Source organism: Brevibacillus sp. FSL K6-6036, assembly GCF_037964015.1.
Classification (GTDB): Bacteria; Bacillota; Bacilli; order Brevibacillales; family Brevibacillaceae; genus Brevibacillus; species Brevibacillus borstelensis.
Genome location: NZ_CP150173.1, coordinates 670,407 through 693,766, shown reverse-complemented (window position 1 = coordinate 693,766; position 23,360 = coordinate 670,407). Strand labels below are relative to the sequence as shown.

The window sequence follows — 23,360 nt, the reverse complement described above, 5'->3', positions numbered from 1 at the left end:
GACACCTACTTTCCTGTAATGGGTGCGATTTCTTTATTGAAGCGGTCCAGCCAACTGGCCGTTTCCTTCCCGATGACATCGTAGTCGAAGTTTACGACCTTGCTGCGGTCAAACTCCAATTGCTTCGCCACATCCTCCGGAAGCTTCACAGCAGTGGCAGGATTGTAGTACAGCTCCGTCGCGTACATGGTCTGTACCTCGTCACTCAGCAAAAAGTCGATAAATGCCTTTGCCGCATTCGGATGCTTGGCCCCTTTTACCAATGTCGCTACGTTCGGAACGATGTTTCCGCCCTCTTGCGGGAAGACGAATTCCAGCGGAAGTCCGGCGTCTTTTTGGGTCAGGCTGCGAGCCATCGTCCAGGTAGTGTACGCCGCGCTCTTGTTTTGCAGGTTTTGCTGCAGCTGGGCCGCGCTCTTCGCAAAGGTAGGCATATATCCCGCAATCGTTTTCATTTTTTCAAAGCCGGGCTCGATGTTTTTCTCGGAGCCTCCGTTTGCATAGGCCATCATGATCATCGCGGAGCGGCCGAAGTTGCTTGCTACATCAGTCATCGTAATATAGCCTTTTACTTCCGGCTTGGCGAGGTCATTCCAGGAAGCCGGTACCGGCAGATTTTTTTCTTTGACCAATTCGCTGTTGTAGGAAATGCCCATCGGGGTAAAGTTGACGGTTACGCCGCTGTTTTCCGCGATCTTCAAGTCATCCGGGACATTTTTCATATTCGGAATGTCCGCTTCGGAGATCGCTTCCCAAAGCCCCTCCTGGCGGCCTTTTTCCTGCTCGCCGCCCTCGATGACGGTCATGTCAATTTGAGGCGAGTTTTTCTGCGCCTTCACCTTGGCGACAATTTCCGTGGAAACGCCGGATACGTACGTCAGCTTGACATTCGGATATTTCTCGTTGAACTTTTTGAAGATCACGTCTTTCATCAGCTTTTCGACAGTGGCCCCGTTGCCCGCGATGACCAGCGTGTCCTCCAATTGAGCCTCGGCTTGTCCGGCACTCTTGTTGTCTGCCGGTTGGCCCTGTGGCGCAGATGATTGCGGTGCAGAAGTGGACGAACCACAGCCTGCGAGTAGTGAACCTGTCAATGCAAGAACAGAGAGCAGCGATAATGTCTTTTTCTTCACTTGTCTTCATCCCCCGTATCTCCAATTGTTGTTCACGAATAGAGAACGATGTTTGCTATTCAAGAACATTGGTGTTATACTACCATAAGTATACTGACAATTCAAGATAGTCTGAGTAGAGGGAGGATTCTCCCCTTTCCTTTTGAAAGCTTTTCGATTATGCTTGACTACTATCAATGCCTGTTACGGAGGAATGACCTATGGATCAGGTTTTGTCTTCAGTACGAAATGGCTGCAAGCTATTGAAAATGTTCCTGGACGGTCCCCCGGAGATGGGAGTGACAGAGCTCAGCAAAAGGCTGCAGCTTTCCAAGGGGGCTGTGCACAAGCTGCTCACCACATTGGAGTCGGAGGGATTTATCCGGAAAAACGAAAAAACCAAGCAGTACACGCTTGGCTATACATTGCTGGAATTAGGGGACAAAGTGATCAAAAACCATGACATCGTCGCATTTTCAACGCCGTATATTCAACGGTTGCTGGCCCGCACCCAGGAGCTCGTTGTCCTTTGCATACAGGATGGAAAAGACGCCATCTATGTGAGCAAAGCGGATTCGCCCCATCCGATCCGGTTTACGCTCGAGACCTACCGGCGCTTTCCCATGTATTCGACTTCCGCCTCCCGCGTGCTTTTGGCATACCGGACGCCAGAATTTCAGGATGAAATTTTGCGGGAGGAGATCAAGGGCTACACGCCGCATTCTTTTACCTCCGTCGAAGAAATCAAACAAAATTTGCAGGACATCCGGGAGCGCGGCTATGAATTCAGCTCTAACCGGCGAAACGTCGGAGTAACCGGCATGGCCGCGCCGATCTTCGATTCGACTGGCGAGGTGGTTGCCTCGATCAGCGTAATTGGACCTTCAGATCGCGTGCTTCCTCAGCAAGATGTGATTCGCAATGAGTTGCTTACAACCGTACAGGAGATGTCTGCCGAGTTGGGATACAGGTATCAACTGACAAGACCAGTCTTATGATTGGTCTTCTTTTTTTTAGGAAAACTAGGAAAAGTACACGTTTCATAACCTTTCCCATAGTTTTACGTTTACGTCAACGTTAATGTCTGTTAAGATAGGAGATGTCATTTTTTATTTGTGATAGGAGGAACCTTTCATGTATCAAATCGAGGAGGTCGCCAAAAAAACCAATCTCACCAAACGGGCCCTCCGCTACTATGAAGAATTGGGCCTGGTCAGTCCGTCCGGCCGAACGGAAAGCGGGTACCGCCTGTACACGGACGAAGACGTCACCCATATTCTGCACGTCAAAAACACCCGTGATCTCCTCGGCGCTTCCCTGCAGGAAATCAAGGAAATCATGGATCTTGGCAAACGCTACGAGCTTTTGAAGCAGGACTACTTTTCCGATAAGCATGCGAATAACCAGCATGTGGGCGAAAAGCTGCGCTTGCTGACAGAGCTGGAGGTAACGCTGAGAGCACAGCGGGACGTTCTGCAGGAAAAGCTGAACAAGCTGACGGAGATGCTGCAGGGATACGATGAAAAGCTGACTCGCATTACGAATAAGAAGCGGGAATTGGAAAAAGAGATCAAGGAGTGAACATCAGTGAGCAGTCATGGAGCTTCTTTCCAAACCTTGTTTAAACAGCCCAAATCGGCCTGGGCTGTCGCTTTTGCTTGTATCGTCGCCTTTATGGGCATCGGTCTGGTCGACCCGATCCTGCCGGCGATTGCCGAAAAGCTGAACGCCACCCCCAGCCAGGTATCCCTGCTGTTTACCAGCTACATGGTGATGACCGGGATTACGATGCTCGTAACCGGGTGGGTATCCAGCCGGATCGGTCCAAAGCCTACGCTGTTGTTCGGTCTTTTGGCGATTATCGTCTTTGCCTTTATGGGCGGAATGTCGAATTCCGTTACGGAAATCGTTTGGTACCGCGCCGGGTGGGGATTGGGAAATGCCTTTTTCATTTCCACCGCACTCGCCGTTATCGTCAGTGTAGCCAGCGGCGGTACGGCCGGAGCGATCGTTCTGTACGAAGCGGCGATCGGACTGGGCATGTCCGTCGGGCCGCTGCTCGGAGGATTGCTTGGCGGCATTAGCTGGCGGGGACCGTTCTTTGGCGTTTCCGTACTGATGGCCATCGCTTTTCTCGCAGTTTTTGTCCTGTTGAACGAAGTGCCCGCTCCAAAACGGCGCAGCTCGATTTCCGATCCGTTGCGGGCCCTGACCCACCGGGGACTGTTTACCCTGGCCGCCACTGCCCTTTTGTACAATTACGGATTTTTTACGCTGCTGGCCTTCTCTCCCTTTGTTCTGCACATGGATGAACACAGCCTCGGCTTCGTCTTTTTCTTCTGGGGCGTAATGCTCGCGATTACCTCGGTGATCATAGCGCCGCTGCTGCAAAGGAAATACGGATCGATCCCGACGCTGAACATGATGCTGTTCTTGCTGGCCATCGTCCTTGCTGTTATGGGATTCGGCGTAGAATCGCAAACGACTCTGGTCGTCGCCATCGTCATCGCCGGCGCCATACTCGGCATCATCAATACGGTTTTGACTACCGCGGTGATGGATGTAGCCCCGGTCGAACGGGCAGTCGCTTCCTCAGCGTACAGCTTCGTCCGCTTTTCCGGCGGAGCACTCGCACCGTGGCTGGCAGGGAAGCTGGCCGAATGGTATTCGCCGCATGTGCCTTTCTATGCGGGGGCGGTTGCGGTGATTGTCAGCATTCTGGTGCTCGCCGTGGGGAAAAAGGTTTTGGCGCATGTCAATTGATCCCTTTTGCTGAGGATTTGCGAGTGTTGCTTACGCCCATGAAATAAGATATTAACCGGGCAGCTGCATTTGAACAAACACTGGGGCATTTTTCTCACTTCCACTCCGAAAGCTGCTGCGGTGAAGAGAAGCCTGTTTCCATTCTCTGCTCCGGTCTACGTCCCACAAGGATGCGGAAACTGTCCGCTCCGCAATGATCCCGAGGGAATCGCAAAACGGCGCGCAGCTACGCAGTGGATTCATGGGTTGCGATTCTGTTTCCCCGGGACCACTGCTCCGCTGGGCTGGACTTCGCTAGTCGCTTCGACTGGAAACAGGCTTCTCTTGCGAACCAGTGGTGACTCATCGAGCTTTAAAAAGCATGCAGGATATTTCAAGGTTGTCCAAGGTTCATGGCAGCCTCTCCCAAACCGTTCGGGCTCATGTCCGAACGGTTTTTTGATGGAAACCAGCAGCTGTTGAGATGAAAAAGGAGAAAACCGCGAAGGTCTTTGGGACACCTCCCAGGCTCCATTCCAAAAGCAAAACACGCCTTTAGCGTCCAACTCTGAGATGCTTCCTTGAGCAGGCTGCTTTTGGACGCGGTTTTGCTTTTGGAATGGAGCCGGACAGTCAATCCCCCTCGCAGTGTCCCACCGAACCTGGAGCGGTTTTCTCCTTTTTCATCTCCTCCCCCAAAGCCTGTCCAACCGCCAAAAAAAAGCTGCTGCGGTGAAGAGAAGCCTGTTTCCATTCTCTGCTCCGGTCTACGTCCCACAAGGATGCGGAAACTGTCCGCTCCGCAATGATCCCGAGGGAATCGCAAAACGGCGCGCAGCTACGCAGTGGATTCATGGGTTGCGATTCTGTTTCCTCGGGATCACTGCTCCGCTGGGCTGGACTTCGCTAGTCGCTTCGACTGGAAACAGGCTTCTCTGTCGAGCGGAATTGCTTCTTCCAGCTTTAAAAAGCATGTGGGATATTTCAAGGCTGGCCAAGGTTCATGGCAGCCTCTCTCAAAACCGTTCGGGCCGAACGGTTTTTTGATTTAAACCAGCAGCTGTTGAGATGAAAAAGGAGAAAAACGCGAAGGTCTTTGGGACACCTCCCAGGCTCCATTCCAAAAGCAAAACACGCCTTTAGCGTCCAACTCTGAGATGCTTCCTTGAGCAGGCTGCTTTTGGACGCGGTTTTGCTTTTGGAATGGAGCCGGACAGTCAATCCCCCTCGCAGTGTCCCACCGAACCTGGAGCGGTTTTCTCCTTTTTCATCTCCTCCCCTAAAGCCTGTCCAACAACACAAAAACCAAAAAAAGTGGCTGCGAAAGAAAGAAGCCTATTCCCTGAAAAACGAAAAACCCCGCTAGCACGCAGGGCTTTCCAAACAATCTGAATCATAGGGAAACACTCAAGCTCCCAAGCCGTCTCTGCCGCTTGGCTCGCTAAACCAGAATCGTCCCGTTCTCCACAACCAACCGATTGTCAATCCACATAGTTGGCTTCAGAATCATCCCGTCAGTATGGAAAGGCGCATCGACATTCCCACCGATGTTCAAGCTTTTGCCAATCCCGACATGGAAGGCCCCGAGAATCCGCTCGTCCTCGATCAGCTTTCCGCTCAGTACAGCCTTGTCATTGGTACCGATACCGATCTCGGCAATGTTGTAAACATTCGGGTTGTTGAAGGAACGCAAGAGAGCCTCGAATTCCACCGCTGTGTTGCCGCCCTCAATTTCCGTGATCATGCCGTCGGCCACTTTCAGCACGACCGGCTTGTCGACAATGCCGAACGGCGCCAGGCTGCCGTCAAACACCATGGTTCCGTTGGTGGCTCCTTCAAGCGGCGCAGTCGCAGTCGTTCCGGCCGGGGCGAAATTCCATTGGCCTGCTTCCTCGCAGATGCCGTCTACCGCCATCGTGGAGCGTCCTTTGATCGGGAAGGTGATGTCCGTCCCGTTGGGGCAGGTCACGCGAACGGTCTCGGCGGATTCGAGCATAGCGACGAATTGGCTGGTCAATTCGCTCATTTTTTCGTAATCGGCGTTGACTGCTCCCGTCATCATCCGTTCATCCAGACCGCTGCAGACGAGCACGCGTGTCCCTTGCTTGCGCGCCTGGCGAATGGCCTCGACGTGCGTAATCGAGACAACGGGCAGCACCACGGCCGCATCGGCGCTTTTCAGACTCTCTGCTACGATTCCCATCGGTTCCTCGTTTTGCGTAGAGACAACCGGATAGATCACCTTGCCCGTTTTCGCTCCCAATAGCGCTCCCGCTGTGGTGAATGCGTCGACGAGCTGCTCGTTTTGCTTGTCATCCGCGACAATGACGACCTCTTCGCCCGGCTTCACCTTCAGCCCGTTTTTCATCACATTGAAAGCAGATTGAATGATGAATTTATTCATTGCTGCCCCTCCTTCTGCAAAAGGTCCAGAATCAACTGCACCGTTTTGTCAATCTCTTCTTCGGTGTTGAAATAATGGAGCGATACGCGGGCCATTTTATTGATGCCGTACTGCTGCAGCATCGTGTTGGCCATAAAGGTGCCGGATTCGATGATGATGCCGTTCTCTTCCAGATACTGTGTAATCCGGTCGGGCGACAAGCCCTTTACGTTGAACGGGATCAGCGCCAGTCTGTCTTCCAGCCGCTCGGGTCCGTAGATGACCATGCCCGGAATCTTTTCCATTTGTCCCACCGCGTACGCCGTCAGCTTGCGAACCCGCTCGTAAATCGCTTCGACGCCGATCGCTGAAGCGTATTCCAGAGCCGCTCCCAGACCGAGAATGGAAGGAACGATCGGGCAGCCGGCTTCGACCCGCTTGGCGATGGGCAGGAAGCTGTACTCGTTGGTGTCAAAATCCCAGCTCGTTCCGCCCCATCCGATCAAGGCGGGCGTGATGGACTCGATCCATTCGCTTCTGATAAAGAGAATCCCTGAGCCTTCCGGGCCGCGCAGTCCTTTGCGGCCACATGCGGCGAGGAAATCGCATTTCACCTTTTTCACATCGATGGGGACCATCCCCAGGCTTTGCGAGGCGTTTACGAGCGTCAGCACGCCGTGCCTCTTGGCCATTTCGCAGATCGCTTCGATCGGCTGGAGGGCGCCTGAAGCATTGGGCAGGTGAGAAACAGAAATCAATTTCGTCCGGGGAGTGATCAGCTCTTCCAGGGCGGCTGGGGAGATAACCCCGCTTCTGTCCGTCTTGAGAACCTTCAGCTTGATCTTGCCCTCGCGCTCCAGCCGCAGCCACGGTACAAAATTGCTGTGGAATTCCAGATCGGCGATGATCACTTCATCTCCTTCCGACCAAGTCAGGCCGCTGGCGACGAAATTGATCGCTTCCGTTCCGTTTTTGACAAAGGCAATTTCATTGGCCCCCGCTCCGATGTAGCGGGCAGCCGCCTCCCGGATGGCATCCACCCGGGCATAGGTCTCCCTGCGAAAAGAGGGCAGATAGGGGCCCAGCTCTGTTGTTTTGCGCAAATAGTCGGTCATGGCTTCAATCACTTGGCGTGGAGGTGCAGATGCTGCCGCAGTGTCCAGGTATGCATAGCGTTCATGCAGAGGCGTATCCTGTCTGATCTGTTGGATATTCATGATTCCACTCCCTCTTTATTGGGCGTTTACAGTGTGATCAGTTCCTTGGAGGAGGTCATGAGATTGAGATAACCGTCCTTGGTGACGATGATGTTGTCTTCGATCCGTACGCCGCCTTTGTCAGGCAAGTAGATTCCCGGTTCGACCGTAAACGCCATGCCCGGCTCAAGCACGAGCTGGTTGTTCTGCATCATGTACGGCGCCTCATGCGCTCCCAGTCCGATTCCGTGGCCGGTACGATGAGTAAAGTAGGTGCCGAAGCCCTTGCTCTTGATAATGCTCCGCGCCTTGTCGTCTACCTCGTGAGCGGTAATGCCCGGCTTGATAATGTCAATGGCAGCCTGCTGTGCTTCCCGGACCGTCTCGTAGATCAGCTTCAGTTCGTCCGAGATCTCTCCTACGGCGACCGTGCGTGTAATATCCGCCACATATCCTCCGTAGATGGCGCCGAAATCAAGAACGACCAGCTCGCCGGTTTCGATCTTCTTGGAGGCGGCGCGTCCGTGCGGCAGTGCTCCGCGATAACCGGAGGCGACGATGGTTCCGAACGGCGTGCCCTCGGAGCCGCGTTTGCGCATTTCGTATTCCAGCCGCGCAGCGATCTCCAGCTCGATTGCCCCAGGCTTGATGTACGGCAGTGTCGCTTCCAGACTTTCTTCCACGATTGCTACCGCTTTTCGCAAATACTCGATTTCCGCTTCGTCCTTGCACATGCGGAAGGAGTCGAACAGCTTGCTGACATCCTGAGTGTCCGTGCTGCCCAGTTGCTCTACCGCTTTCAGCTCGGCAACCCGCATCGTACCGAACTCGACGCCGACCTTGCCCAGCTTGCCCTTGGCATCGACCAGCTCCTGCAGCGCCTTGGCGGAGCCTTGTTCATCGGTGTACCAGAAAATATCTCCTTTTACCGTGGACTGGACCTTGCTCAGCTCCACCTGCGGAGTCACGAACAGCCATTTTCCCTCCGCCGTCACAATGGCGAGTGTAAGCCGCTCGCTCTGCTTCAGCTGCAGGCCGGTAAAGTAGTAGAGGTTGGGACCGGGAACCAGTACGGCTGCGTCCACCCCTGCTTCCCGAATCTTTCCTGCCAGAGCTTGCTGTCTTTTATCGAACATCTTTCCTCATCCTCCTGTTCGTTGTTGCAGGGACTTGCCGCCCCCGCCTACAGTTTTTTCAGTTTAAATACGGAGCTAAAGAAGCTGTACAGCGCATCTCCGGCGATAAACCCTGCCGCGAGAATGCTCATGGTCGTCTCAGCCTGCTTGCCTCTCACCTTCAGCACGACAGCGCGGATGACGATGCCCGCCAGCACGGCCCAGCCTGCCGGCACGTTGAGCAGCAGCAATCCGGTCGCGAACAGGACGCCCATCTGACGCTTGGAACCGCCGACGATTTGCAGGATCGCGCCAGGAATCGCCCACAGGAACAATTGACGGGCAATGTCGCCGGAGACGCCTGCCTCAATCGTCGCCGCATATACCTTGTCGACCGGCGGCACAAGGTTTTGGGCAAAGTAGCCTTTGTATGCGATCAGTACAGCGATCGCCGCTACGCCAAATGCGATCATCCCGGCGATAAATTGCTGTTTGCGTCCATCCAGCTCATACGCCATATCCTCTCCGTTGCCGCGAAGAATGTAGCCTGTCTTCAGGTCGTAGCCCATGTCGGCAAATGCCGGACCCGTAGCGGCGCTAAAGCCGACCAGAAGGCCCAAAGCAAGCGGCGGGAAGCCGATCAAAATCCCGATGATCAAGGTGATCAGCGCGACTGCGAAAGCCGGAAACCAGCCGGAGTGCATGGCGGCAATGCCGACGATGACTTCATGGACAAATGCGGCAAAGGCAGCAAACAAGAGAAACAAAAGAAGCATGCCAAAGGACATTTTTGTAATCACGCCGCCGATGATCGCGATGATGAGGGCGATCACCAGATAAGCGATAAATCCAAATCCGAGCGCTCGCGAGGTATCTTTCTCTGTACGCGTATACGGCTCTTCTTTTTCCACTGCAGAAGCTGCGTCTGTTTTCTTTTTCTTTAAAATGATCGTCGTTACTTGAATCAGTGCAACAACACCGGCACCAATCATAAAGCCGTGGGGAATGTAGAGTTTGTTTACGTCTACGCCGAACAGCGGAACGGAGTAGCCGCGAAGCAGAAGACCGACCCCAAACATGAGCAGAGCCCAGATGTTTCCGATGAAGGCTACGCCAAACGCTGACATCGGGATGCCCATTGCCGAACCGGCGATTCCCCCGAGGGCGCCCAGCCCGAGCCAGCCAGCGCGCTTGCCTCCCTGATCGCCTGCTTTGATCGATTCAGCCGTGGCAATGCCCGGAGGCCATGCTCCGCTGGCGGGAAATACTTTGGAGTCAAAGAGGCGATACAAAATGGCGGCGTCTACAAACATCGCCAGGACCGCGCCGATCAGCATCGGGATGATCAGCTCGTGATGGCCCATCATAAACGGGATGCCGATCGGAATCATCAGGCTGTTCCCGGCCCCGAAAGTCGCCGAGGAGATCGCCGTCTGGATCAGGTTTTGTCGATGGACAGAGCGGTATTTGCGAAAGAGAGTTACCGGGATGCGAGAGATAACCATGGCGATCAGTGCCCCGATAATGGCCGTGTTCGCTGATATGCCGAGTGTCACGATCAGCTGCATGCCGATAATGGCCCCGATTACGGACAAACCGATGGTAAGGAGAAGCGTAAACGGTTCCAGAGCTCTTGGATGCTTTTTGTTTTCCGGCTGCTTTTCCATATTTTTTACCCCCAAAATTGATTAAGTGTTGTACGGAACCATTTTTATCTGGGTTGATGCAGCTGCTTACAAGTAACGGAAAGAGTAATCATTCAGCAGTTGTTGAATCTCGTCTCGTGCTTTCATCAGATGGTCCAATAACTCGGGCACTTTTTCTTCAGCCAGCCGGTGATCCGGGCCGGCGATTCCCAGGGAGCCGAGGATTTTGCCATTTTTGTCAAACAGAGGCATATGCAGCCCCGCAACCCCTTCGTTGTACTCCCCTGCCGAATAGGCCCAGCCGTTTTTGCGAATCATCTGCAACTGTTGCCGCAAGACTTCGGGATTTACGATCGTCCTGGATGTAAGCGGATTTAATCCTCTGGAGATAATCTCTTCCCGCTTGTCTTCGGGGAGATGCGCCATCATAACCCGGCCAATCGAACCGGCGTACAGCGGAAATCTTCTGCCCACGGTTACGGAATACTTCAAAACATGAGAGCTTTCCACGATTTCTACATAGACCCCTTCGAGGCCATCCAGCCAGCTCAGGAAGACGGATTCCCCCGTCTGTTCTGAAAGCCCTTTCATAACCGGAACCAAAACATCCCCGGGCTGAATGCGTGCCTTGACTTTCTGGGCGATCTGCAAAAACTCCAGTCCCAGCTCGTACTTCTTGTTCTCCGGATTTTGCCTCAGGTAGCCAAACTGTTCAAAGGTCGCCAAAATGCGGTGGACAATCGTATGGCTCATGTCGAGCTCTTTTGCGATTTCCCTGACTCCCCAGGCTGGTTTTTCCTCAGAAAAGCATCTGAGCAGTTCCAAAGATTTTTCCAACGTTTTCAGAGACAACGACTTCATACCCCCTTCGCACACTGTACCGATAATCGAACCATTGTACCTTTTTATAAATTTATTATATTGAATGACTTTGCCGATTTCAATCATTATTCTCAACATTCAGGCTGGAAACGATCCCCTTTTGCAAAAGGCAACGAAAAAAGCAGGAATCGCAAAGGTTTTTCCTCTGCAACACCTGCTTATGCTACTTTCCCTCTACAATCCCAAAAAAAGCCGCCAGCCAATCAGCACCGCTACTCCCGCGAGCAGCGCCCAGACGATGTGTTTCCTCCACAATCCCACCGCCAAGGCAATGACTCCGGCTGCCAGATACTCGGGACTCCACTGCCCGTCTCTCAGATGAAACAGGATCGGCGGTACCGTCAGCGAGCTGAACACCCCGACCGGCACCATCGCGAGCCCTCTTTTCAACCAATCGGGTACAGACCAGCGGGTACTGATCAGCAGCATCGGGAAACGTGTCAAATACGTAACGAGAGCCATCAACAAAATATACAGAATGACGTTATCCATCCCGCTTCACCGCCCCTATAGCTACAGCCGTCAGCGTACCCGCGATCACCGCAGCCACCCCTCCTCCCAGCCAGTAAGCCAGACAAGCCACCAATGAAGCGGATACAGCTACCTTCACGTGAAAGGATGAGATCAAGTTAACGGCAAGAAACCCTAAAAACGTCGCGATAAAGGCAAAGTCGAGACCAAACGCCTCGGTCTCTGTAAATACTGTCCCGAACCAGGCACCAGCAAGGGTACTGGCATTCCAGATGACGTAATCCGCGATGCTCGCTCCGGCAAAATACGGAAGGCTCGGCTTGTTTCCCGCTGTCAGGTACGTAATTTTCAAGGCATAGGTCTCGTCATTTAATGTACTTGCCATCAAGGAAAGCTTCCACGGAGGGGTTTCGCGAAAATAGGGACCGAGAGACAAACCGTATAACAGATGCCTTGCATTTAATAGTGCGGTTGAAACCAAAATCGGCCACCCTACGATTCCCTGAGAGATCAGGCCTACTGCCGCAAACTGGGACGAGCCCGCATTCACGAGCAACGAAAAAAGCATGGCCTCTGTAATTCCCAGCCCTGCTTGTCTGGCCAAGATCCCGAATACCAACCCGTCAATGATACCTGCAGACGCAACGGGCAGGATTTGTTTCATCCCTTGTACGAACAAATTTCTCGATGAATGCAAGCAGTCCACCCTCCTGACACACCCACTCTATTATTGTCTGTACACTCTGTCAATTACTGTGCAAAGGCGCTTCTGCTTGTTCCTGTACCTGTATGCCGATCGGGTTCGGGTCGGATGGATCTCGGCTTCGTACCGAATCGTCCACAAGTACGGAATCGTCCATGAGTACGAGTAGCTCATTTGTCACCTTCGTCCGGGATACCGGGCAGACTCAATCAGCGTAAGTGCGTCAATCTCTTTCATGGCTGGTCAAATACGGCTTCCACACTTCTTCAAGCAGGCATATCCCCTGCTCGATAGCTTCGGCGGACATGCCGCCAAAGCCAAATTGAAAGGCAGGCAAGCTGTCCTTTGGCTGATGCAGCCATTTTCGGGTCGTAGGATAGACGCGGATTCCCACTGATAACGCGTGCTGCGCCAGCTCCTCTGCCGAGAGGTCTGATACTGCTTCCACCGTCACGGATAATCCGGCATTCTGTCCGGTCACATGAATCCGCTCCCCGAAATACGTATGCAAGCTTTTGAGCATGGCCTCATGTTTTTTGCTGTATAAAGTCCGCATTTTGCGTATATGCCGCTCCCATTCCCCGCTTTTCATGAAGAGAGCCAGCGTCTCCTGATGGATGCGGGATGCGGTTTGATCGTATTCATACAGCTGACTTCCGTAGATCTGCAGCAGCGCCGGGGGCAAAACCATATAGCTCATGCGAATCGACGGCAACAGTGATTTGGAAAACGTGCCGAGATAAATGACTCGTTCATGCGTGTCCAGTCCCTGAAGCGAGGGAATCGGTTTCGTCTGATAGCGAAATTCTCCGTCGTAATCGTCCTCAATGATGTACGCGCCCGATCTGGCCGCCCACTGCAGCAGTCTGATTCGCCTTGCGTAAGGCATAACGGCACCGGTAGGCTCCTGATGGGAGGGCGTGATGTAAATCAGCGTCGCTCCGCTTGCCTCCAGCACCTCTACATCGATGCCGTCTTCGTCCAATGGAATCGGGGCTATTTTATATCCGAGATGCTGGAAAACAGTCCGCACCCCGTCGTATCCCGGCTCCTCCATTGCGACCACGCGTTCCTCCAGGGTGAGCAAAAAGCAAAGCACCTGGACCAGCACCTGCGTTCCTGCCCCGATGACAATCTGATCTGGCGTGCAAGCAACCCCGCGGGCCCGCTGCAAATAACGGGCAATCTCCTCCCGCAAGGCGCGCTCCCCTTGGCGGTTCCCGTAATTGAGAATATTCCTGTTTTCCGGCCGCATGCACTGATTGCTGTACTTGCGCCACAATCCGTACGGAAAATGCTCGGCATCGACCCGGGCCTGATGAAAGTCGTAGAGAATATTCGGGTTCTTCCCCGCTGGCAGACCGGCCGTATCACTTTTGGCGATCGCTTTTTCGGGAAGTGGAGTCGTGCCTGTACCAGGTAACGTATGTGCAGCCGCATGCTTGGCCCCGGCTGTATGCCCGACTCCAGCCGTATATCCGGCTCCGGCTGTATCCTCAGCCCCAACTCTATATCCGACTCCTGCTGGCTCCGCTTCGGCTGCTTGTCCGGCCGTATTCCCAATCTCGTTCATAGCGCCGTTCGCGGCCGCTTTTCCTCCGTGCTTCCCGGATGGAACGGCTACCTCGTCCTCTTCCCACTCCACCACGTAAAAACCGCTTCTTTCCCTGCTCTCGATGTATCCTTCCGCCAGCAACTGATGGTAGGCCGTTTCTACCGTTGTTTTGCTCAGTTGAAGATTGCGGCTGATCGATCGAACCGAGGGCAGCCGGGTTCCCGGCAATATCCGTCTAGTCTGGATTTCCTCGCGAAAGTATGCGTAGAGCTGCAGGTAGAGCTTTCCTGATCCGGCCTTCGTCCAATTCGGGTGAATCTCCATCAATAACCTCCAGGCTGACCCGCTTTCTATTTTGGAATCTGACCATTCGTAGAAGGTCAGCTACTTCTTATGATGATAGTAGCAAAAACATAAAGATATGGGGAGAGCGCATTCTTGTTGCACATTCGTTTTCCTCCAAAAGCCGTCGGTCAGTATGCCGGAAGCGACTCCCTTTAGAAAAAACAAGACCCGACGGAAGTCCATACACTCCATCGGGTTTTCTTCGTTTCCATCAAGCAAGATACGCTTCCCGCACCTGAGGATTGGTCAGCAGATTTTGCGCTTCATCCTGCAGAATGATTTCGCCTGTCTGAATGACGTAGCCGCGATTCGCTACAGAAAGGGCCTGGTTGGCGTTTTGCTCAACCAACAGGATCGTCATGCCTTCGCGGTTCAGCTCTGTCACGATGTCAAAAATTTGTTCCACCAGAATCGGGGCAAGACCCATAGACGGTTCATCCAGCATCAGGATTTTCGGCTTCATCATCAGACCGCGAGCAATCGCGAGCATCTGCTGCTCACCGCCGGACATCGTTCCGCCCTTTTGATCGATCCGTTCCTTCAAACGGGGAAAATAGCGAAATGCACGCTCGATGCCTTCTTCAATGATCTGTTTGTCCTTTACGGAAAATGCACCCATCTCCAGGTTTTCCCGAACCGTCAGCTTGGGAAAAATCCGCCGTCCCTCCGGCACATGGGCGATCCCCATCGCTGCGACATCGTGCGTCCTCATCTGCGTAATGTCCTTGCCGTCAAACACGATCCGGCCTTCCCGGGCACGGGTCTGTCCGCAGATCGTTTTCAGGGTGGTCGACTTCCCGGCGCCATTGGAGCCGATCAGCGTCACGACCTCCCCCTCGTTTACTTCAATACTTAATCCTTTCAACGCGTGGATACCGCCGTAATAGGTGTGAACGTTTTGCAATTCAAGCAACGGCATTGTTTCTCCTCCCCCTCTTACGACACTTCCGTCGCGCTTTTGCCCAGGTAAGCCTCGATGACGTTCGGATTGTTTCGAATCTGTTCCGGCGTACCCTCGGCAATCTTGCGTCCGTAGTCCAGGACGTGAATATACTCGCTCAATCCCATGACGAGCTTCATATCGTGCTCGATCAAAATAATCGTCAGGCCCAGCTCATGCTTCAGCTTGCGGATAAATTCAGTCATTTCTACCGTCTCGCGCGGGTTCATCCCGGCTGCCGGCTCGTCGAGCAAAATGATTTGCGGATTGGTCGCAAGCGCCCGGGCGATCTCCAGACGGCGCTGCAGTCCGTACGGCAGGCTGCCTGCCGCTTCGTTCGCCACATGGGCAATGCCGACGTATTCCATCAGCTGGTAGGCTTCAACCTTGGCCCGCTCTTCTTCCTCGCGAACGCGTTTTGTATTGAACATAATGCCCAGGATCCCTGCCGACAGGCGGCTGTGCGTGCCCACCATGACGTTCTCCAGGGCTGTCATCTCCTTGAACAGGCGAATATTTTGAAAGGTCCGCGTAATCCCGCGCTCCGCGATTTGATCGGGGCGCAGCCCCTTGATGCTTTTTCCGTTCAGCAAAACATCTCCCTCGTCCGGCTCGTAAAAACCCGTCACCATATTGAAGAAGGTCGTCTTGCCCGCACCGTTAGGGCCAATGACGGCGGTAATCGTTCCTTGTTCGATTTTTACGGTCACATCCTGATTGGCAACCAGACCGCCGAAACGCTTGGTCAACCCATTGGCTTCCAATAATGCCATCGTGCTCCCTCCTTCTTCGCTACGACTGTTTCCCCTGGGTAAGCTTGCTCAAGATGCCAAGCTTGCCTCCAGCGTATTTGCTTCCTTTGATGGCCTCCAGATCGTTCTTCTTGCGCCTGGCCGGGATCAACCCGTTTGGCCTGTAAAGCGCCACCAGGATCAGCATAATCCCGAAAATCAAACGCTGGAATTTGGACGGGTCAAGCTGGTTGGGCAGATTGATGACTCCCGATTGCTGCAGCGAATGCAGGAAGTTGGAGAACTCTTTCAAGAGCTGTACCTGAAGCACTGTGACAAAGGCGGCCCCGAGAATAACCCCAGGGATGCTGCCGCTGCCCCCGAGAATGACCATCACGAGAATCCCGATCGACTCCATCAGGGTAAAGGACGTCGGATCGATAAACGTCTGTTTGGCAGCAAAGATGACTCCCACGACACCGGCAAAAGAGGCGCCTGTCGCAAACGCAGCCAGCTTGGTGTTCAACAGGGAAATACCCATCGACTGCGCGGCCAGCTCGTCCTCCCGCACCGCCACCCACGCGCGGCCCAGACGGGAGTGCTCAAAGCGGATGTTGGCGATAACGATGAAAATGATCACGAACAGGACGATAAAGTAGAAGTAAAACGGCGTCCCCATCTTGACCCCGAACAGCTCCGGAGACGGAATCGGCGTAATCCCTTGGGGACCGTTCGTAATATTGATCGGCTTATCCAGGTTGTTAAAAATAATCCGAATAATTTCACCAAAGCCCAGTGTAACGATGGCGAGGTAATCGCCTTTTACCCGCAGTACCGGCAAACCGAGCAAAATCCCGAATATAGCCGCCACGATCAGGCCGACGATGAGAAATGGCCAGAACCAGTCTCCTGACAACGGAAACAATCCGCCAGGAATAAACTCGTTTGCCTGAGAGGTGGAGAAAATTGCATACGCGTAAGCACCCGCTGCAAAAAAGGCGACATACCCCAGGTCAAGCAGACCGGCAAAACCGACTACGATGTTGAGGCCGAGCGCCATCGCCACATAGATGCCCACCTGCGAAGCCACTTCCATATAGTAGCGGTTGTCCCCCGCCACCAGCGGAATGATCAGAAGCAAAACGGCGGCACCCAGGATCAGGCGAACCCGCTTGTCCGTGTTTGTATAGTAGATCAGAATAATCGAGAACAAAATTCCCAGAAACGCGATGACGGACTTTTCCATGAAGTGCAGGGCTGCTGCAGAGACAGCGATCCAGATCAGTGTAACGACCAGCGGGATTCCTTTCATCGACTTCCATCCGATGTTTGCCATGATTCTCACCTACACTTTCTCTTTCACTGCTTCGCCAAACAGACCTTCCGGCTTGAACAGAAGCACGAGAATTAAAATACTGAACGCAAATACATCCTTGTATTCGGCACCGAAGGCTCCGTTGGTCAACGGTCCCATATACGCGCCGGACAGTGATTCCAGAAGGCCCAGCAGCACGCCGCCCACCATCGCTCCGCGGAGGTTTCCGATACCCCCGAGAACCGCAGCGGTAAAGGCTTTCAGGCCGAGGATAAAGCCGATGTATGGGTCAATCGTACCGTAGTTTTGCGAAAACAGAACACCCGTTGCTCCGCCAAGGCTCGAACCGATCAGGAAGGTAAGCATGATGACTTTGTCCACGTTGATTGTCATCAGCGATGCCGTCGACTGATCCTGCGCGACCGCCCGCATTGCGATGCCCCACTTCGTCTTGTTGATGAACAGCGTCAAAGCAATCATCATGACAATGGCAAGAACGATAACGATAAAGCCTTTTGTCGGAATCGAAGCGATCCCGAGAGAAATGCTGCCCGAGAAAAGTGCGGGAGTATTCAGATAAAATTCGTTGCGGGCAATCGCCTCGGTAAAGCGAACCAGGTCTTGCAGCAAAAAGGAAACGCCAATCGCCGAAATCAGAGGAACCAGACGCGGCGCACCCCGAAGCGGCCTGTAAGCGACCCGTTCTATGAGCACACCGAGTCCCCCTGTCAGCGCCATCGCGATGACGAGCGTCAGGAAGAAAGCCACGTACGGGTTCATTCCTTCAAGAGCGCCCAAGGAGTCGGAGATCAACAAAACCTCTGTCCCTACGAAGGCACCCACCATGAAAATTTCCCCGTGGGCAAAGTTGATAAATTCCAGAATACCGTAAACCATGGTGTAGCCGAGAGCGACGACGGCGTACATGAATCCCAGTGTCAACCCGTCAACCAACACCTGAGGCAAAATGTTGAGCAGCATGCTTCCCATCCCTCATTCCTTCGTAAACTTGTGGTGAATTTCAATTTTTTGCATGCGACAACGCCAATAAAGAGGGACCGCACGGAATGTGCCGCCCCTTTTGCTGAATGAGGCTCGTCAGATGCGTCTATGATGCTGTTTCCTCGCGCCCTATGAACCAATACAGTCCGAAAGCGAATCTTGTCCATTTGCGCAACAGTCGCCTTTCTTTTCGCCTATTACGAATGGCCTGCTTCTATCCGCAAAATAGTGTGATTTGACTGAAAAATCAGCTACCACTATCATATCAAAAGATTCAGTAAGCTCGCTACCTGGAATTACCGGTATCTCCCTTCATGCCAATTGAATCCCCCTTTTATTTCTCTTTATGTTTTCTTCATCATCAATCAAGCTGTCTGATCTGCCAGTTTGAACCTATGTAAACACCGGATCAATCAGCCTATATCATTGACGCAGCTTGATTCTTTTTCATTTTAAAAGAAATTAGAAAATTTACAAGAGAAAAAATTATTTTTTTACGCTACATATAATTCCAATACATAATCGTAAAAAGCAAGCGAGGAAAGAATATATCAATGCTATGTCACATTAAAGAATGTAAGTATTTTCCATTACAAGAACTCAGAAGGAACGAGGATCTTCCCCGACTTTACCTCCACGATTCCTTCTGCTGTTATCCGCACATACGGCAGATGAGTAGCCGTAAAGAACAGCAGGGAATAGAGCGGGTCCAGATGCTCGTGGCCTTTTTCCCGGATCAATCCCGTAAACCTCTCAGCCATGTCAATCACTTCCTCCATCGGTGCGGGGGAGAACTTGCCTCCCAGCGGAAGCGGGCATTCCAAGACTGCCTTTCCTTTTTCGTACATGGCTACCCCGCCGTCCATTTCCATGACCCTCTGCAGCGCCTGCGCCATAGACTGGGCACAACGTCCTATCACCAGCCAATCGCTCGATGCCGTATAGGTGCTGGCCAGCCCCTTTAGATCCCTGCCATATCCCCTGACGACTGCCCGGGTCAAACGTTTTTGCACAGGGTTAATCAGACAGAGCAGCGCGAGCTCCGGGTCGTTTTCCAGCGAAACATATCCCTGCGTATCCACGGGCAAGCTCGCTTGCTCCATTTTGGTGATGACTGCGTTCAGCATGCAAATGACAGGGACCGGCACTCCTTTGTCCTTCATGCGGAACCATTCTGTTTTCACCTGCATTTCCTTCATTTCCCGGGAGACGGACGGAAAATCGTAGTCTGTCCATACTGGCTGGACCGTCGGGACGAGCAGCTTTCCATCTTTCCCCGAGAGCTGTCCGTTTGCGATGACCGCTTCCGGCGTCGGCTCCCCGGGTTGCGTCAGAAGCAGAATATCGGCCAGCCGTCCGGGAGCTATGCCGCCCACTTCGCTGTCGATCCCGTAGTAGACGGCCGGATTGAGCGAGGCCATCACATACGCTTCGACTGGCGGCATGCCTGCTTCAATCGCCAGGCGGATCGTATAATCCATCAAGCCATGACGGTACATCGGCGGCGTGCTGCCGTCTGAGGTCAGCATCATCCGGGATGACCAGGGAATCCCTGCTTCCAGCAACCCTTGCACCAAAGTCGGCAGGTCGGGGCGAATCGATGAATGGCGGAGGGTCGCGTACATCCCCACTCGCAGCCGCTCCAGCACATCCTCGGCCGTAATGCTTTCATGGCAGGCAGTAATGCCCAGAGCCGCTGCCGCATTCAGCGTTTGCACAGAGGCGCCGGGGTGATGCCCCTCCATTCGCTTGCCCACATCCAGTGCTCGCTTGATGCCGTACAGCAAGGTTTCATCCTCGGCCAATACGCCTTGCCAGTCGGTCAACTCTCCGCCCTGAATGACACGGGGGTGCTCCAGCATCCGGTCGATGCCTTCTCTGTCGAACGGCGGCGATGCCATTGTGCGTCTCATCTGGGGATCAAGCCTTGCCCAGAAAAATTGCTTTACGGGATGCTCCGCCAGTTTTTCCATGATGTCAGCCACTTGCGCAAAAGGCAGCGTCATAAGCATCAAAGAGTCCGATATCAACGTCGTCGTCCCGCGCGCCAAAGCAAAATCCGCCATCGTGAACGGATTGTACCATTGAAAGGGATGCGCATGAGGTTCAATGTATCCGGGAACAGCGCACTTGCCATCGGCCTCCACAATCGTCGTCCCCTCGCAAGTCACCGGCTCTTTTTCCCCGACATACGCAATCCTCTCGCCGGAAACGGCTATGTGGACCTCCCGCCATTCCTTTGTATAGACATGCAATACTTTTGCTCCCCTGATCCACATATCTGCCGGCTCTTCCCTTCTTGCCACCCGCAGAAGCTTTCGATGAGCAGCCTCATCTATCGAACGAACTCGCATGAATATCCCTCCTGTTTCCCTTTAAAAACGATTTCAGTCATTTCTGAAAATCATTCTGATGCCCTTCTTGTTACCTTAAAGCTTCGCCATCTTAGAAACATTTTCCTTGGCTGTTTTCCCAAGACCCGCACACACTAACCGGTAGATACAAGTTGGACAGGAGGAATCCACATGCGAAGGAACGTCGGAACTGTAGATGCCATGATTCGCATCACTGCCGGACTTGTTGGACTTGCATACGGGGTCGGCAAAATGAGCCGTCGCCCCTATCGTACCCCCTGGCTGCTCATGACCATGTCGGCCATGAAGGTAGCGGAGGGTGCGACCCGATTTTGTCCGATGCTGTATGCGATGAATACCGATACAGTTACCAAAAAGGGAATGAACAAGATTGTCGGAAAAATGACCGAAGCCGGCGTCCGCGCAGCCATGCGGCAAATGACGGGGTCAAAGGGAGGCGGCAAGCAAGGCGAGAATGCGGCCATGACCTCCGAGATGTCTCAAGCGATGGCAGCCGGGATGTCGCCTGAGAAAGGGGCAGCCACTGCCACAAGGGAGCTGTCCCAGGAGGATAAACAACTGGAAGCAGCCCTGCGAGAACACGTCACCTATCCGACAGCCGATCAGTTCATGGAAGACGAAGACAGCGATCTGGAGAAAAAACCTTCGGAACGGTACAGTCGGGACGAGCATCTGTACCCTACCTATTCATAAGAGGAGGACTGCTTTATGACGATTGTCGGCCCTCCCCTGTACGAATGGTTTTCCCACAATGTGTTTGTCATCGCCATCATCATAGCCTGCGTGGCGGCGATGGGATACTTTTTTTACAACACGCGCAAAAACAAAGGGAGATACCGCCAATAACAGGCGTATCTCCTTTTGTTAATTTTGGTTTACAAGAAAATATGTTATACATATAATTGTTATGACAATCATTTTGGATAGGAGCTGTCCCTCATGGTTTCTACGCCTCACTATCAATCAATCGGATTTCTTCTCGGTATCACTTATCGGCGGGTGAGCCATCTTGTCACCATCCGCCTCAAGGAGCTGGATATTACACCGGAACAGCTGGCTGTGTTGCTCAGGCTGTGCGAGCAGGACGGCATCAACCAGAAGGAGATCGCCATCCGCACAGCCAAGGATCAACCGACGACTGCCCGGATACTCGATGTTCTTTTGCGGAAGGAATTGATCGAGAAAAAGGTGAGTCCTGCTGATCGGCGCGCTTTTTTAATCTATCTGACCGAAAAAGGAAAATCGTTTGTCGAGCAGGCCATACCTCTGGAGAAACAAGCGATTGATGAAATGCTTGCAGGCATAGACCCGGAACGGCTTGAGCTGTTGAAGGACACTCTTTTGACCATTCAAAACAATGTCAACCAAGTCATCATGGAGTAGGAGTGGAATAGGTGGAAGAGAAACCAGAGACAAATGAAAAGCTATGGACGGGCAAGTTTGTCCTCCTGACACTTTGCAACCTGCTGTTGTTTTTGAATTTGCAAATGATGACGCCATCATTCCCGGCGTATGTAAAGGAACAATTCGGCGCGAGTGATTTCACGGTGAGCCTGGTGATTAGCCTGTTTGCCTTTGCGGCTGTGGTCGCCCGGATTTTTACAGGCAAGGTTTTGCAACCGAAAAACAGCAAAACGATTTTGCTGCTCGGACTGTCTATCGTTATTCTTGCGACAGCCGGTTACGTTTGGGCAGGGACAATCGCCTTTCTGCTTGTCATGCGTATTGTATTCGGCGTCGGATTCGGGATGACGAGCACGACCTTTCCTACTCTTGCGTCCAATGTCATCCCGCCCAAACGGATGGGGGAAGGCATGGGGTACTTTGGCCTCTCGTCCAGTCTGGCGATGTCGATTGCGCCCGTGATCGGACTTTGGATATTGGGACAATTCGGGTTTGTCGCCCTTTCCGCTTCGGCTGTTGTGCTCGTAATCGCCATCATCCCTATGCTGCGGATCATACAGCCGGCGGCACCGGTCCATGCCATGCGTGAAAACAAAGAGGGGCAGGCGAATCAAACCGGCACGCCACAGATTCCGAGTAGCAAGCAACAGATCAGCAAGCAGCCATTTCCAACCGGCAGCGGTACCAGTGGAGCTTCCGGCCGGGGCATTTGGCTTCCAGCCTTTTTAAATCTTTTGCTCTCCATCACGTACGGAGGCCTGATCAGCTTTTTGGCGCTGTTCGGAAAAGAGGTTCATATCGACAACGTCGGCTGGTTTTTTCTTTGCAACGCCTTTGCCATGGTATTGATCCGGCCTGTCTCAGGGAAAATATTTGACAAAAAGGGGCACTGGGCCGTTCTTCCTCCCGGAGCCCTGCTGGCCGTGATCGGGCTTGTACTGGTCTCCCAAGCATCCTCTGTCCCGACGCTGCTGACAGCCGCCTTATTTTACGGTCTCGGCTACGGAATTATTCAGCCGTCGATTCAGGCCTGGATGATCAAGCAGGTCTCTCCGGCAAAGCGCGGGATGGCCAACGGGCTTTTTCTCAATTCGATTGATTTGGGAATTGCGCTGGGGGCCATGCTGCTGGGAGCCGTCGCTTCGGCATCCAGCTATGGAGTGATGTACCGCCTGTCTGCAGGGTGCATGGTGCTGTTTCTCGTCGTTTATTTACTGTCTCAGCTTTTGGAGAGACGGGCAAAGGCAGCGGCTTCCCGGGAGGAGATTGGGGTTTAATAGCGTTGGTTGGGTCGGGAAAGCGTGTTCCCCTTTTTCCATTCCGCCTGGGTTGTGTCCCAAAGACCTTTCGCGTTTTCTCCATTTTCATCTCTACGGCTTTTGGCTTTTGCCGGACTATCACAAAACAAGACAAGCCTTCAATCCGCTTCTCGGGATTGGAGGC

Annotated in this window: 22 protein-coding genes; 7 read left to right on the top strand and 15 right to left on the bottom strand. The window is 53.2% G+C overall.

What is annotated here, in order from left to right:
• Window positions 1-5 precede the first annotated feature (5 nt).
• Window positions 6-1,133 carry an ABC transporter substrate-binding protein gene (locus tag NST37_RS03715; protein ID WP_003389420.1) on the bottom strand — a complete coding sequence of 376 codons (1,128 nt, stop codon included), beginning with the start codon at window positions 1,131-1,133 and terminating at the stop codon, window positions 6-8.
• 200 nt (window positions 1,134-1,333) lie between these two features.
• Between NST37_RS03715 and NST37_RS03710 the strand changes: the two genes are divergently transcribed.
• From NST37_RS03710 to NST37_RS03700, 3 genes are all read left to right on the top strand, one after another.
• Window positions 1,334-2,110, top strand: coding sequence for an IclR family transcriptional regulator (locus tag NST37_RS03710; RefSeq protein WP_003389421.1), 777 nt, complete (start codon window positions 1,334-1,336; stop codon window positions 2,108-2,110).
• Window positions 2,111-2,246: 136 nt separating this feature from the next.
• Window positions 2,247-2,693 carry a MerR family transcriptional regulator gene (locus tag NST37_RS03705; protein WP_339186282.1) on the top strand — a complete coding sequence of 149 codons (447 nt, stop codon included), beginning with the start codon at window positions 2,247-2,249 and terminating at the stop codon, window positions 2,691-2,693.
• A gap of 6 nt (window positions 2,694-2,699) precedes the next feature.
• Window positions 2,700-3,875 (top strand): MFS transporter, encoded by a 1,176-nt coding sequence (locus NST37_RS03700; RefSeq protein ID WP_031932040.1) that lies wholly within the window; start codon window positions 2,700-2,702, stop codon window positions 3,873-3,875.
• 612 nt (window positions 3,876-4,487) lie between these two features.
• On the opposite strand, the gene NST37_RS03695 is transcribed toward NST37_RS03700, so the two are convergent.
• The 14 genes from NST37_RS03695 to NST37_RS03630 all read right to left on the bottom strand — a co-directional run bounded on the left by NST37_RS03695 (window position 4,488) and on the right by NST37_RS03630 (window position 20,492).
• Window positions 4,488-4,709 (bottom strand): hypothetical protein, encoded by a 222-nt coding sequence (locus NST37_RS03695; RefSeq protein ID WP_339186279.1) that lies wholly within the window; start codon window positions 4,707-4,709, stop codon window positions 4,488-4,490.
• Window positions 4,710-5,295: 586 nt separating this feature from the next.
• Window positions 5,296-6,258, bottom strand: coding sequence for a hypothetical protein (locus NST37_RS03690; protein ID WP_003389425.1), 963 nt, complete (start codon window positions 6,256-6,258; stop codon window positions 5,296-5,298).
• Window positions 6,255-7,454, bottom strand: coding sequence for an aminotransferase class V-fold PLP-dependent enzyme (locus tag NST37_RS03685; protein ID WP_024983552.1), 1,200 nt, complete (start codon window positions 7,452-7,454; stop codon window positions 6,255-6,257). The genes NST37_RS03690 and NST37_RS03685 overlap by 4 nt, the downstream gene beginning before the upstream one ends.
• A 26-nt stretch (window positions 7,455-7,480) precedes the next feature.
• Window positions 7,481-8,569 carry a Xaa-Pro peptidase family protein gene (locus NST37_RS03680; RefSeq protein ID WP_024983551.1) on the bottom strand — a complete coding sequence of 363 codons (1,089 nt, stop codon included), beginning with the start codon at window positions 8,567-8,569 and terminating at the stop codon, window positions 7,481-7,483.
• 47 nt (window positions 8,570-8,616) lie between these two features.
• Window positions 8,617-10,215, bottom strand: a complete 1,599-nt coding sequence (locus NST37_RS03675) for an OPT/YSL family transporter (RefSeq protein WP_003389429.1) — start codon at window positions 10,213-10,215, stop codon at window positions 8,617-8,619.
• Between the two features lie 66 nt (window positions 10,216-10,281).
• Window positions 10,282-11,055 (bottom strand): IclR family transcriptional regulator, encoded by a 774-nt coding sequence (locus tag NST37_RS03670; RefSeq protein WP_253725605.1) that lies wholly within the window; start codon window positions 11,053-11,055, stop codon window positions 10,282-10,284.
• Window positions 11,056-11,250: 195 nt separating this feature from the next.
• A complete protein-coding gene (locus NST37_RS03665) occupies window positions 11,251-11,568 on the bottom strand; it encodes an AzlD domain-containing protein (protein ID WP_122957573.1) in 318 nt (105 codons plus the stop codon).
• Complete coding sequence (locus tag NST37_RS03660) at window positions 11,561-12,244, bottom strand: AzlC family ABC transporter permease (protein WP_339186275.1); 684 nt, start codon at window positions 12,242-12,244, stop codon at window positions 11,561-11,563. The genes NST37_RS03665 and NST37_RS03660 overlap by 8 nt, the downstream gene beginning before the upstream one ends.
• Before the next feature lie 229 nt (window positions 12,245-12,473).
• On the bottom strand, window positions 12,474-14,129 hold the full coding sequence (locus tag NST37_RS03655) for a PLP-dependent aminotransferase family protein (protein ID WP_339186273.1): 1,656 nt from the start codon (window positions 14,127-14,129) through the stop codon (window positions 12,474-12,476).
• Between the two features lie 232 nt (window positions 14,130-14,361).
• Complete coding sequence (locus NST37_RS03650) at window positions 14,362-15,069, bottom strand: ABC transporter ATP-binding protein (protein WP_024983547.1); 708 nt, start codon at window positions 15,067-15,069, stop codon at window positions 14,362-14,364.
• A 17-nt stretch (window positions 15,070-15,086) separates the two neighbouring features.
• A complete protein-coding gene (locus NST37_RS03645) occupies window positions 15,087-15,863 on the bottom strand; it encodes an ABC transporter ATP-binding protein (protein ID WP_003389436.1) in 777 nt (258 codons plus the stop codon).
• Between the two features lie 19 nt (window positions 15,864-15,882).
• Window positions 15,883-17,157 (bottom strand): branched-chain amino acid ABC transporter permease, encoded by a 1,275-nt coding sequence (locus NST37_RS03640; RefSeq protein WP_024983546.1) that lies wholly within the window; start codon window positions 17,155-17,157, stop codon window positions 15,883-15,885.
• Between the two features lie 9 nt (window positions 17,158-17,166).
• The gene (locus NST37_RS03635) at window positions 17,167-18,117 is read right to left on the bottom strand and encodes a branched-chain amino acid ABC transporter permease (protein WP_024983545.1); all 951 of its coding nucleotides are present in this window, start codon (window positions 18,115-18,117) and stop codon (window positions 17,167-17,169) included.
• A gap of 611 nt (window positions 18,118-18,728) precedes the next feature.
• Entirely contained in the window at window positions 18,729-20,492 is a 1,764-nt protein-coding gene (locus NST37_RS03630; RefSeq protein WP_031932034.1) for an adenine deaminase C-terminal domain-containing protein, read from the bottom strand.
• A gap of 171 nt (window positions 20,493-20,663) precedes the next feature.
• Between NST37_RS03630 and NST37_RS03625 the strand changes: the two genes are divergently transcribed.
• The 4 genes from NST37_RS03625 (at window position 20,664) to NST37_RS03610 (ending at window position 23,194) form a co-directional block, all read left to right on the top strand.
• Window positions 20,664-21,206 (top strand): DUF2892 domain-containing protein, encoded by a 543-nt coding sequence (locus NST37_RS03625; RefSeq protein WP_081924285.1) that lies wholly within the window; start codon window positions 20,664-20,666, stop codon window positions 21,204-21,206.
• 15 nt (window positions 21,207-21,221) lie between these two features.
• Window positions 21,222-21,359: an EYxxD motif small membrane protein gene (locus NST37_RS03620; protein WP_003389442.1), complete on the top strand. Its 138-nt coding sequence runs from the start codon at window positions 21,222-21,224 to the stop codon at window positions 21,357-21,359.
• A 93-nt stretch (window positions 21,360-21,452) separates the two neighbouring features.
• Window positions 21,453-21,896 (top strand): MarR family transcriptional regulator, encoded by a 444-nt coding sequence (locus NST37_RS03615; protein WP_003389443.1) that lies wholly within the window; start codon window positions 21,453-21,455, stop codon window positions 21,894-21,896.
• A gap of 11 nt (window positions 21,897-21,907) precedes the next feature.
• Window positions 21,908-23,194, top strand: a complete 1,287-nt coding sequence (locus NST37_RS03610; protein ID WP_031932032.1) for an MFS transporter — start codon at window positions 21,908-21,910, stop codon at window positions 23,192-23,194.
• Window positions 23,195-23,360 lie beyond the last annotated feature (166 nt).

Coding starts and splice junctions, on each gene's coding strand:
- NST37_RS03710 (WP_003389421.1), top strand. CDS start 1,334: ATGGATCAGGTTTTGTCTTCAGTACGAAATGGCTGCAAGCTATTGAAA.
- NST37_RS03705 (WP_339186282.1), top strand. CDS start 2,247: ATGTATCAAATCGAGGAGGTCGCCAAAAAAACCAATCTCACCAAACGG.
- NST37_RS03695 (WP_339186279.1), bottom strand. CDS start 4,709: ATGAATCCACTGCGTAGCTGCGCGCCGTTTTGCGATTCCCTCGGGATC.
- NST37_RS03690 (WP_003389425.1), bottom strand. CDS start 6,258: ATGAATAAATTCATCATTCAATCTGCTTTCAATGTGATGAAAAACGGG.
- NST37_RS03685 (WP_024983552.1), bottom strand. CDS start 7,454: ATGAATATCCAACAGATCAGACAGGATACGCCTCTGCATGAACGCTAT.
- NST37_RS03680 (WP_024983551.1), bottom strand. CDS start 8,569: ATGTTCGATAAAAGACAGCAAGCTCTGGCAGGAAAGATTCGGGAAGCA.
- NST37_RS03675 (WP_003389429.1), bottom strand. CDS start 10,215: ATGGAAAAGCAGCCGGAAAACAAAAAGCATCCAAGAGCTCTGGAACCG.
- NST37_RS03670 (WP_253725605.1), bottom strand. CDS start 11,055: ATGAAGTCGTTGTCTCTGAAAACGTTGGAAAAATCTTTGGAACTGCTC.
- NST37_RS03665 (WP_122957573.1), bottom strand. CDS start 11,568: ATGGATAACGTCATTCTGTATATTTTGTTGATGGCTCTCGTTACGTAT.
- NST37_RS03655 (WP_339186273.1), bottom strand. CDS start 14,129: ATGGAGATTCACCCGAATTGGACGAAGGCCGGATCAGGAAAGCTCTAC.
- NST37_RS03650 (WP_024983547.1), bottom strand. CDS start 15,069: ATGCCGTTGCTTGAATTGCAAAACGTTCACACCTATTACGGCGGTATC.
- NST37_RS03645 (WP_003389436.1), bottom strand. CDS start 15,863: ATGGCATTATTGGAAGCCAATGGGTTGACCAAGCGTTTCGGCGGTCTG.
- NST37_RS03640 (WP_024983546.1), bottom strand. CDS start 17,157: ATGGCAAACATCGGATGGAAGTCGATGAAAGGAATCCCGCTGGTCGTT.
- NST37_RS03635 (WP_024983545.1), bottom strand. CDS start 18,117: ATGCTGCTCAACATTTTGCCTCAGGTGTTGGTTGACGGGTTGACACTG.
- NST37_RS03630 (WP_031932034.1), bottom strand. CDS start 20,492: ATGCGAGTTCGTTCGATAGATGAGGCTGCTCATCGAAAGCTTCTGCGG.
- NST37_RS03625 (WP_081924285.1), top strand. CDS start 20,664: ATGCGAAGGAACGTCGGAACTGTAGATGCCATGATTCGCATCACTGCC.
- NST37_RS03620 (WP_003389442.1), top strand. CDS start 21,222: ATGACGATTGTCGGCCCTCCCCTGTACGAATGGTTTTCCCACAATGTG.
- NST37_RS03615 (WP_003389443.1), top strand. CDS start 21,453: ATGGTTTCTACGCCTCACTATCAATCAATCGGATTTCTTCTCGGTATC.